This is a genomic window from Aeromicrobium sp., assembly GCF_049586495.1.
Taxonomy (GTDB): Bacteria; Actinomycetota; Actinomycetes; order Propionibacteriales; family Nocardioidaceae; genus Aeromicrobium.
On sequence record NZ_JBAVCB010000115.1, the window covers coordinates 18,178 to 27,247 of the forward strand.

A 9,070-nucleotide genomic window follows, 5' to 3' on the forward strand; every position below is an offset into this window, starting at 1 on the left:
TCCCTCCACGTGCGCTTGTGAAATCCTTCACAACGTGTCTTGGGAGACACCCTACGCCCGCGCGGGGGCCGGTGTAACTTAGGTCACGCTAAGTCAGGCGGCATCGGCAGAAAGTCGACGGTCGGCTGATTCTGCAGGGGCGGTCTGGCCGGACGGCAGGCTCCAGGTGATGACGTCGTGAGACTTCATCTGGTGGTGTCGTTCGCACAGTGGCCAGAGGTTCGCCCCAACGGTCTTGCCGTGGGGCCAGGGTCGTCGATGGTCGAACTGGCACATATCGGCCGCCTTGGTGCAGGTCGGTGCCTGACAGGTGCCGTGTGCGAAGGTCAGTGCCTTCTTGAGGGTGTCGGGGGCGAATCTGCCGGCGTAGTGATGTTCGAGGACATTGCCGTTGGTGTCGACCAGGAGCTTGTGCCAGAACGGGTGCTCGGTTGAATCGGTGATCCATCGGGCGGGGACGATGAAGGTGCCGTCCGCGGCGATGGCTGGTGCGTCTGACAGGCCGACGAGGGTTTGGGCGTCGATGACCACGGCGATGTCGGAACCGACCGCCGCGTCGCCGTTGTCGGTGGTGGTGGTCCAGGCGGCGAGCAGATCGGCGCGGCGTTGGGCGACGGTGCGGTCGTCGCCGGTGATCTTTCTGGCCTCGAAGATCAGCCGCTTGTCGATCGCCGCGGCCATGTGCGAGGGCAGGTAGGCGTTCAGCCAGGACATGCCGTCCTCACCGTGACGACGGAGACGTGGCGGTCGGCCCGCTCTGCTTCGGCGCGTTCGTTGAACAGGTCGGCCTCGACCCGAGCCACGAACCGCCGCAGCCAACCGCGCAGCTCGATGCTCGTGTGGGTGGTGGCATAACTAATGACCTTGGAGTCCAGCCTCGCGACCGAAGCGGGTCGGTGCAGCTTGTCGATGGAGTCGGCGATCATCGTGATCCGGTACGCATCGACGCTTCCGGCGGCGAAAGCCGCCCACACCGTGGGCGCCTGGTCGCGGACCGTCTCCGCACACGACAGCCTGCGGTGGACCTGCCCTTCGGACAGGCGCATCGCGACCGCGATCTCCAGTGCGATCGACCGCAGCTGAGCCTGCCGCTTGAAGTACTCCGGGGTGGCTGAGTACTCGGCGGCCAGCCGGTCGGAGTAGGCCAGCATCTCAGCCCAGACCGCATGCTCCGCGGCCGCACACGTCTGAGCCGCTGCGGTCAGCCGAACCTCGGGATTTCGCTGCGATTGCTGCATATATCAAACCTAGAGCCGGGGTCTGACAACGCCCTTCAACACTTGCGGGCTTGCGACACCTCGTGTCACCACGTCGCCACCCGGCGGGCGGGTCAGGCGGGCTTGACGGCGTGGTGCAGGGCGACAATGCCGGCCGAGAGGTTCTTCCAGGTGGTGGGACCCCAGCCTGCTGCTTCCATCTGAGCGGCGAGGCCTCGCTGGTCTGGCCAGGCGCGGATCGACTCGGCCAGATAGACGTACGACTCGGGGTTGGACGAGATGGCGCGGGCCACGCGAGGCAGCGCCTTCATCAGGTAGTTGGTGTAGATCGAGCGGAACGGCTTCCAGGTGGGAGCACTGAACTCGCAGACCACGATGCGGCCACCGGGACGGGTCACCCGCAGCATCTCAGCCAGGCCCACCGACGGATCGGCGATGTTGCGCAGTCCGAACGAGATGGTGACGGCGTCGAAGGTGTCGTCGCCGAAGGGCAGCTTCATGCCGTCGCCCGCGGTGAAACCGAGCCCGGGCTTGGCCTCCTTGCCCACCTGCAGCATGCCGATGGAGAAGTCGCAGGGCACGACCGTGGCGCCAGCGTCGGCGAACGGCTGGCTCGAGGTGCCCGTTCCAGCGGCCAGATCGAGAATGACCTCGCCGGGCTTCGGCATGACCATCTCCACGACCCGCTTGCGCCAGCGGCGGTCCTGGCCGAGCGACAGGACGTCGTTGGTCACGTCGTACTTCGCAGCAACGCCGTCGAACATCCGGGCGACGTCACGGGGATCCTTGTCCAGTCCGGCTCGAGTCACTCCTCAAGCCTACGGCGGTGGCGGCAACCCACCCACCTGAGGTTGCGGGGGCGGGCTTTCGGGCACACGACTAAACTCAGGCATTGTGAGCAACCCCGTTCTGGCCGACGTCCTCGGACCCCTGGTGATCCGGTCCGCGCCGATCCCAGACCCCGGCGCGCTGCTCGCACTCCTTCCCCCGGATGACGCCTTTGCCTGGGTCCATCACGGAGACGGCTTGATCGGCTGGGGCCGAGCCGCCGAGTTCACCTGCTCGGGAACCGGCCGTTTCGACGACGCCGCGCAGTGGTGGCGTGAGCTGTCGTCCCACGCCGTCGTGCGTGATGACGTGGACCTGCCCGGTTCGGGTCTGGTCGCCTTCGGGTCCTTCACCTTCACCGACGACGCCAAGGGCAGCGCGTTGGTGGTGCCCGACGTCGTGATCGGTCGCCGCGGCGGACAGACCTGGCTCACGGTCGTCGGTCACGGCATCACCGCAGTGCCGCGGGTGGTCGTCGGTGACGCACCCACCGATCCCGTCGGAGCCACGTTTGCCGACGGTCCGGTCGACAGCATCACCTGGCAGGGCCTGGTCGCCGAAGCCGTCCGCCGCATCAACGGCGGAGCACTCGACAAGGTCGTCCTGGCGCGAGATCTGGTCGCCACGCTCGATCAGCCGATCGACGTCCGCGCCCCCCTCACTCGACTTGCGGCTCAGTACCCCAGCTGCTGGACGTTCCACGTCGACGGCTTCTTCGGCTCGACCCCCGAGATGTTGGTCCGGCTCGAACGCGGCCTCGTCACCTCACGGGTGCTGGCTGGCACGATCCGTCGCACGGGCGACGACACCCACGATCTGGCACTGGCTGGCTCGCTGGCTCGTTCCAGCAAGGACCTCGAGGAGCACGAGTACGCCGTCCGGTCGGTCGCCGACGCGCTCGCCCCCCACTGCACCAGCATGAACGTGCCGGAGACGCCCTTCGTGCTGCATCTGCCCAACGTGATGCACCTGGCCACCGACGTCACTGGCGTCATGAAGAACGGCGCCAGCGCGCTGACCCTGGCCGCCTCGCTGCACCCTTCGGCCGCCGTGGGGGGCACCCCCACGGACCAGGCCGTACGCCTGATCGCGGAGATCGAGCTGCTGGACCGCGGCCGCTACGCCGGGCCGGTCGGCTGGATCGACAGCAATGGCGACGGCGAATGGGGCATCGGACTACGTTCGGCGCAGATCGAGGACGGCGGCACCACGGTGCGGCTGTTCGCCGGTTGCGGCATCGTGGCCGACTCGGTGCCCGGCGACGAGCTCGCCGAATCCAACGCCAAGTTCATCCCGGTTCGCGACGCGCTGGCCTGAGCCAGCGCTCCATCAGCGCTGGCCCAGATTCTCTGGTGCCGGCCAGCGGGGACTCAGCGAGTCGCCCGATGAGGTGCCGGCGAGACGACGCTTGACCCACGGTCCGGCGTGCTCGCGCGCCCATGCCAAATTGGCCTGCCGGCGCTCGCGGTCCGACAGCACCGGTCGGTCGACCAGTGGCAGCGGCTCCAGGTCGTGGGCCACGCCGAGGGCGTCCAGCACGGCCATGGCCATGCGCTGGTGACCTGGCGCGGCCATGTGCATCCGGTCGGTGTCCCACATGCGGTCGTCGCGATATTCGCGCAGCCGCCAGAAGTCGACCAGCGTGGTGTGGTGACGTTCTGCCACCTCGCGCACCAGCTCGTTGTAGGTGGCGAAACGACCTCGCAGGGCCCCGAAGATCGGGTGCGTGCCGGGGTCGTAAGCGGTGAACAGCACCACGTGCGCACCACCGGCCACCAGGCGCCCGACCGCCTCGTCGTACGCCTCGACCAGCCCATCGATGTCCACCCGCGGGCGCAGCACGTCGTTGGCGCCCGCGTAGAGGCTGACCAGGTCCGGGCGCATGGACAGCGCCGGTTCGATCTGCTCCGCCAGGATCGGCAGGAGCTTGCGTCCCCGGATGGCCAGGTTTCCGTACATCAAATGGGGCTCGTGGCCGGCTAGGACTGCCGCGACTCGATCGGCCCACCCCCGCACGCCGTTGGGCAGATCAGGGTCGTGATCGCCCACGCCCTCGGTGAAGGAGTCACCGAGGGCCACGAAACGACGAAACGTCACGCTTACTTCAGCGTCTGCTTGCCGCCATGCATGACGGTGATCAGCGAGGCGACCTTGGCGTCGAGCTTCGCATCGCGCGAGAACGACGTGAGCATCATGATCGGCTTGAACTTCTGCCGGGTGATGGCGTGGGCGTAGGTGAACTCCTTGAGCCCGTCCGGTCCGTGGATGCGGCCGAAGCCGGACTGGCCCACGCCGCCGAATGGCAGGCTCGGCACGCCTGCGAAAGCGATGACCGAGTTGACCGACGTCATGCCCGCACGGATGCGTCGGGCGATGTCCATGCCGTTCTTGCCGGAGAAGACCGCACCGGCCAGCCCGTACTCGGTCGCATTGGTCAGGGCCACCGCCTCGTCCATGCTGGCCACCGGATTGATGGCGAGTGTCGGTCCGAAGGTCTCCTCGGTGATCGCTGTGGAGTTCTCGGGCACGTTGGTCAGGATCGTCGGCTGCACGAACCGCTCACCGACGGCGTCGGCGCCACCGATGGCGACACCAGCACCCTTGGCGATCGCGTCGTCGATGTGCCGCTTGATGATCTTCAGCTGCGACGGCATCGTGATCGGGCCGATCTTGGCGCCGGCGTCGTCGCCGGCGCGCAGTCCCTGGGCCTGCCTGGTGATTTCAGTGACGAAGGAGTCGAACACCTTCTCGTGCACGTACACGCGTTCGGTGCCGATGCAGGTCTGGCCGGCGTTCGACATGCCGCCCCACAGTGCGGCCTCGGCGGCCTTCTCCAGGTCGGCGTCCTCGTCGACGATCAGCGAGTCCTTGCCGCCGGCCTCGATGAGAACCGGAGTCAGATTCTCGGCGCAAGCGGCCATGACCTTCTTGCCTGTCGCCCCCGACCCGGTGAAGGCCAGCTTGTCCACGGCGGCGGTGCACAGCGCGTTGCCGGTCTCGCCCAGGCCGGTCACGACCTGCAGGACGGGCCTGCCCCCGACGACTTCCGAGAACGTGTCGGCGAGCCACTGGCCCACACCCGGCGTGTACTCACTGGGCTTGAAGACCACGGTGTTGCCGGCAGCCAGGGCGTAGGCGATCGAGCCCATCGGGGTGAAGACTGGATAGTTCCACGGCCCGATGACGCCGACGACGCCGAGGGCGTTGTACTCAACCGTGGCGGCCTGGTTGGCCATCAGCAGACCCGAGCTGACCTTCTGCGGGCCCAACACCTTCTTGGCGTGCTTCGCCGCCCACGCGATGTGGTCGATGGCCAGGATGATCTCCAGCTGGGCGTCGCCGTGCGGCTTGCCGGTCTCTCGGTGCGAGAGGTCGGCCAGCTGGGCGAGGCGACGCGTGATGACGCTGCGCCAGGTGAGCAGGTACTCGCCGCGCTCCTTGAACGACAGCGCACCCCACCAGTCGGCCGCTTCGCGAGCGCGGGCCACGGCTGCGTCGACGTCGGCCTTGCTGGCCACGGCGTGGGTGCCGACGACGTCGCCGTTCGCCGGGTTCAGAGAGTCGAACGTGGGGGTGGGCGCACCGGTGTCGGTGGTGGGTTCCAGCGTGGCGGTCATCGTGACTCCTTGATGAGGTCGGCGCACTTCTCGCCGATCATGATGGTGGGGGCGTTGGTGTTGCCGCGTGGCACGCGCGGCATGACGGAGGCGTCGGCGACCCGCAGGCCCTCGACGCCGTGAACCCTGAGCTCAGGATCGACGACGCTGCCCTCCACGGTACCCATCGCACATGTGGCAACAGGGTGGTAGAGCGTCTGCCCGAGCTTGCCGATCGTGCTGATGATCTCGTCGTCAGTGGGGTTGCGCGTAGCCGGCTCCCACGGGGCCTCGATCAGCGTCGCGAACGGTCCTTGCTGCACGATCTCCAGGGCGCGGCGGTAGCCCGCGATCATGGCTTCCAGATCGGCGCGGTCGTCGAAGTAGCCCGCGTCGATCTCGGGGTGCCAGGACGGATCGGCCGAGCGCAGCCGCAGCTGGCCGCGGCTCTGCACGTTGACCAGGGTTCCGGCCACCGTCACCCCGCGACGGGTGGGCTCATGCATGCCGTTGTCGTAGAACCCCGTCGGGGCGAGGTGGAACTGCATGTCGGGCACAGCGAGGTCGTCGCGGGACTTGAAGAAGCCGCCAGCCTCACCGACGTTCGACGCCAGCGGCCCCTTGCCCGTGGCACGCCACTTGAGCACGTTGCCAAGACTGAGCTTCTCGGCCAGGTCCGAGGTGTCCTTGGTGTACAGGAGCAGGCCCGACGCCGGGTGGTCTTGCAGGTTCTGGCCGACTCCGGCGGAGTCGACCACGACGTCGATGCCGTGCTCGCGCAGGTGCGCGCCAGGACCGATGCCCGAGAGCATGAGCAGCTGCGGGCTGTTGACGGCCCCGCCGCTGAGGACGATCTCGCGGTCTGCCCGGACCACCACGGACTCGCCGTGGCGGCGGTAGGCCACCCCCGTCGCATGGGTGCCGTCCATCACGATCTTGGTCACGAAGGCTCCGGTGCGCACCGTCAGGTTGGTGCGCTCCATGGCGGGGCGGATGTAGGCATCGGCGACCGACCATCGCCGACCCTTCTTGCACGTCACCTGGTACTGCCCGGCTCCGTCCTGCTGGGCGCCGTTGAAGTCGTCGTTCCGCTTCATGCCGGAGGCCACCGCTGACTCGACGAATGCCGTGCTCAGCTCGTGCGTGAAGACCCGGTCCTCGACCCAGAGCGGGCCGGTGGTGCCGTGGTACTGGTCGGACAGTCGCTGATTTCCTTCAGCCTTCTTGAAGTAGGGAAGAACGTCGTCATGTCCCCAGCCGTCGGCACCGTACCCATCGCGCCACTCGTCGAAGTCGGCGTGATTGCCGCGGATGTAGATCATGGCGTTCATGGAGGTGCACCCGCCGAGCGCCTTCATCCGCGGCCAGTACGCGCGACGACCAGCCAGGTGTTTTTGCGGCGTGGTCTCGTAGTTCCAGTCCCACTTGGTCTTGAACAGTGCCGAGAACCCGATCGGCATCTTGATCATCTCGTCGTCGTCCTCGGGACCAGCCTCCAGCAGCAGCACGCTGATGGCGGGGTCTTCACTCAGACGGGCGGCGACCACGCCACCGGCGCTGCCAGATCCGATCACGATGTAGTCGAAGTTCTCGTCGGCCATGGTCTCCTCGTTCGACAGGGGGTGACGTCGTTTCCAACCTAGTCTCCCCGAACCAACCGTGCCACAACTACTGTCATCGTGACGCGAGAGCAGTCCGCACGGCTGACGAGATCGCGGCCGTCAGCTCACGGCGGTGCGCTCGATCGATCGGCACCTCGATCACCCGAAGACCGGCGATCGGCTCGGCGAGAACACCCGCCAGCTGTGCGGGGCTGACCTGCTGGTGAGTCACCCCGTAGCCGGCGCAGAGCGCCCCGATGCTCGCGCCGGTCGGCGTCGCGTAGACCCGCTCGAAGGAGTCGGCATACGCAGGCGCCCCCTGCTCCAAGGTGCTGAAGATGCTGCCGCCGTCGTCATTGACCACGACGATCGTCAGGTCCGGCCGCGGTTCGGCCGGTCCCACCAGCAGTCCGTTGCTGCCGTGCAGGAAGGTCAGGTCGCCGACGTAGGCGATCGCGCGGCTGGATGGACGCGCCAAGGCCGCCCCGATGGCGGTGGAGAGGGTGCCGTCGATGCCGGCCAGCCCGCGGTTGGCGATCAGCAGTCGGCGCTCCCCCACCACGTACGGACGCGCCACCAGATCGAGATCGCGGATCGGGCTGGACGAGCCGATGAACAGCAACCCCCCCGGGGGGACGGCAGCATGCACGGCGTTGGCGACGTCGTACCCGGTGCTGCCGTCGAGCAGATCGTCGATCGCAGCCGTCGCAGCAGCGTCGGCCGCATGCCACTCGGCCAGCCAGCCCGGTTCGTCGGGATCGGACCGGAGCTCTGCTCCGTCGACGAACCGAACATTCGCGCCAGCCGGTACCGGGAAAGTCCGCTGGTTGCCCACGTGAACGATCTCGATGTCGGTCCGAGACAGCAGCTGGGTGACCGGCCGCGAGAGCGTCGCGTGGCCGAAGCTGATGACTCGCTCGATCCGCTCGGCGACGGGCGAGTGAGCCAGGACCAGCCGGTACGCCACCAGCGCCTCACCATTGCGTGACCCTGAGCTCGGCTCGGCCAACAGCGGCCAGCGGGCTTCACGAGCCAGCACCCGGGCCGGCTGCCGGGCATCGTCGCCCGCGACGACCACGGTGCGCGGTCCGACCGTCAGCGACTCACGGCGGATCTGCGCTGGAGCTGGATCGCTGATCGAGCCGACCTCGAAGCTCCACTCAGTCGGTGTGATCAATGGCTCGTCCAGCTCGAGATTGAGGTGCTGCGGACCGTCGAGGCGTCCGGTGCGAGGAACCACGTCGACGAACGGGACCCCGGGGAAGATCTGGCGTTGGTCGGTGGTCTGGTTGGCCCCGGTCCCGCGCAGGCGGGCGGGCCGATCGGCCGTGACGGCAAGCAGCGGCACGCCCGCATGCGCAGCCTCCAGCATGGCCGGGTGCAGGTTCGCGACGGCAGTGCCGGACGTGGTGACCACCGGCACGATGCGGCGTGACGCCTTGGCCATGCCCAGCGCCAGGAACGCGGCTTCGCGCTCGTCGACCCGGACGTGCAGCCGGATCAGACCCTGTCGATCGGCTGCGGCCAGCGCGAGGGCGAGTGGACCAGACCGCGATCCCGGAGCCAGCACCGCATCGGTCACCTGGTGTCCGAGCAGCTGTTCCACGAGATGGCGCGCCGTCTCCACCGAGGCCTGCGTCCGGCGGGTCATCGGCATGCCTCCCAGACGGCCGCGAGGCGCCGCTGCCATCGCTCGTCGGTCTCATCATCTGCTGCGACCGCCGCGAAGGCGGACTCGTCCACGATCTGCCGACCGGCCGGCAGCATGCCGTCCGCCGGCACCAGGGGCGAGGCCACGACGTCGCCGGACAGCAGCGACGTGGTGGCC

6 protein-coding genes and 2 pseudogenes are annotated in these 9,070 nt (G+C 68.1%); 1 reads left to right on the top strand and 7 read right to left on the bottom strand.

The window, feature by feature from the left end:
• Positions 1 to 93: 93 nt before the first annotated feature.
• Positions 94 to 1,238 (bottom strand): annotated as a pseudogene (locus WB508_RS06295) (DUF222 domain-containing protein).
• Positions 1,239 to 1,330: 92 nt separating this feature from the next.
• Positions 1,331 to 2,026, bottom strand: a complete 696-nt coding sequence (locus tag WB508_RS06300) for a demethylmenaquinone methyltransferase (protein ID WP_423844031.1) — start codon at positions 2,024 to 2,026, stop codon at positions 1,331 to 1,333.
• An 85-nt stretch (positions 2,027 to 2,111) separates the two neighbouring features.
• Here WB508_RS06300 and WB508_RS06305 point away from each other — a divergent pair, with 85 nt between their 5' ends.
• Positions 2,112 to 3,362: an isochorismate synthase gene (locus WB508_RS06305; RefSeq protein WP_423844032.1), complete on the top strand. Its 1,251-nt coding sequence runs from the start codon at positions 2,112 to 2,114 to the stop codon at positions 3,360 to 3,362.
• A gap of 12 nt (positions 3,363 to 3,374) precedes the next feature.
• Here WB508_RS06305 and WB508_RS06310 read toward each other — a convergent pair whose 3' ends face one another.
• The 5 genes and pseudogenes from WB508_RS06310 to WB508_RS06330 all read right to left on the bottom strand — a co-directional run.
• On the bottom strand, positions 3,375 to 4,142 hold the full coding sequence (locus WB508_RS06310; protein ID WP_423844033.1) for an SGNH/GDSL hydrolase family protein: 768 nt from the start codon (positions 4,140 to 4,142) through the stop codon (positions 3,375 to 3,377).
• A gap of 2 nt (positions 4,143 to 4,144) precedes the next feature.
• On the bottom strand, positions 4,145 to 5,662 hold the full coding sequence (locus WB508_RS06315) for an aldehyde dehydrogenase family protein (protein WP_423844034.1): 1,518 nt from the start codon (positions 5,660 to 5,662) through the stop codon (positions 4,145 to 4,147).
• On the bottom strand, positions 5,659 to 7,242 hold the full coding sequence (locus tag WB508_RS06320) for a GMC family oxidoreductase (protein ID WP_423844035.1): 1,584 nt from the start codon (positions 7,240 to 7,242) through the stop codon (positions 5,659 to 5,661). The genes WB508_RS06315 and WB508_RS06320 overlap by 4 nt, the downstream gene beginning before the upstream one ends.
• A 73-nt stretch (positions 7,243 to 7,315) precedes the next feature.
• The gene (menD, locus tag WB508_RS06325) at positions 7,316 to 8,893 is read right to left on the bottom strand and encodes a 2-succinyl-5-enolpyruvyl-6-hydroxy-3-cyclohexene-1-carboxylate synthase (protein ID WP_423844036.1); all 1,578 of its coding nucleotides are present in this window, start codon (positions 8,891 to 8,893) and stop codon (positions 7,316 to 7,318) included.
• Positions 8,890 to 9,070, bottom strand: a pseudogene (locus WB508_RS06330) (o-succinylbenzoate synthase); the annotation flags it as partial. The gene menD and the pseudogene WB508_RS06330, both read right to left, overlap by 4 nt.

Coding starts and splice junctions, on each gene's coding strand:
- WB508_RS06315 (WP_423844034.1), bottom strand. CDS start 5,662: ATGACCGCCACGCTGGAACCCACCACCGACACCGGTGCGCCCACCCCC.
- WB508_RS06320 (WP_423844035.1), bottom strand. CDS start 7,242: ATGGCCGACGAGAACTTCGACTACATCGTGATCGGATCTGGCAGCGCC.
- menD (WP_423844036.1), bottom strand. CDS start 8,893: ATGACCCGCCGGACGCAGGCCTCGGTGGAGACGGCGCGCCATCTCGTG.